Annotated in this window: 2 protein-coding genes; both read right to left on the bottom strand. The window is 48.6% G+C overall.

What is annotated here, in order from left to right; all coding sequences use genetic code 11:
• A partial coding sequence (locus QVP94_RS18000) for a LytR/AlgR family response regulator transcription factor (protein WP_288213312.1) occupies window positions 1–303 on the bottom strand: 303 nt, incomplete at its 3' end.
• Window positions 300–1,108: sensor histidine kinase (locus QVP94_RS17995; RefSeq protein ID WP_288213311.1), on the bottom strand; the 809-nt coding region annotated here is incomplete at its 5' end. The genes QVP94_RS18000 and QVP94_RS17995, both read right to left, overlap by 4 nt.

Genomic DNA, 1,108 nt, shown 5'->3' with positions numbered 1-1,108 from the left:
CTTCAGCAGGAAATCGAGGGCATTCACCTCATAGCTATCAAAGGCATACTCCTTAAAGGCGGTCGTGAAGATCACCCTCGTACCGGGGGGCACCATGCGGGAGAGGTTCAGCCCGTCCAGATCCGGCATCTGAATATCCAAGAAAAGCACGTCCACCGAAGACTCACGCAACGTGGAGAGTGCCAGTACCGGATCATTGAAGGAAGCCGCTAGCCTCAGATAAGGCGTACGGCTTACAAAGTCCTCCAGCATCTTCACCGCCAAGGGCTCATCGTCTACGATCATGCAAGTCAGTGTTTTCATAAGCAGTCTCGAAGTGTTATTTGAACAAAGTAACTATTTTCCCGGAGCGCTTGATCATATTGATAACGACTGGGATAAGCCAGATCCAGCCTACGCCTCAGGTTTTCCAACCCGATCCCCGATCCGCTACGGTTCACATCCGGTTTCGGATGGTCGCTATTCTCGCAGGTAAAAACAAGGTTATCTCCTTCCGCCTTGAAACGAATACGTACGAACGACGACTTACGGCTATTCACGCCATGCTTGAATGCGTTCTCTATCAAAGAAATAAACAAGAGCGGAACGATCCTCATCGGTTTAATCGGAATCTGCAAATCTACTTCCACGGTAGCCAACTCATTGCAGCGTAATCTCATCAGCTCGATGTAATTATTCATGAACTCGATCTCGCCTTCCACCGGTACCAGCTCATGGTTCGACTCATAGAGCGTATACCGCAGCAAATCGCTCAATTGCCCGATACTTTCTTGCGCCGTATCTTGGTCTATCTGGACCAAGCTGGAAATATTATTCAAGGTATTAAAGAGAAAATGCGGATTCAACTGGTTCTTCAGCCAAGCCAGTTCCGCCTCGGCGTTTTTCTGCCGTTCCTCTTTCAAACGCATCTGCATATCGCCCCAGCGTACGATATAACGGAATCCCACGGCACATCCAATCACTAGCAAATGTAAAAAGAACGCTCCGAAAGCGACCATATACATTCCCGAACGCCATTCGTCCGGGAAATCCGCCTTAGGAGAAAATATCCATAGGTTAGCCCCCGTGATCAATAGCAAATTCATCAACCCAAAGAGCATCTTCCGAT

It is taken from the genome of Parabacteroides sp. CAG:2, assembly GCF_000436315.1.
Classification (GTDB): domain Bacteria; phylum Bacteroidota; class Bacteroidia; order Bacteroidales; family Tannerellaceae; genus Parabacteroides; species Parabacteroides distasonis.
The sequence above is the reverse complement of the archived record's forward strand: the minus strand, read 5'-3'. Positions and strand labels throughout refer to the sequence as shown.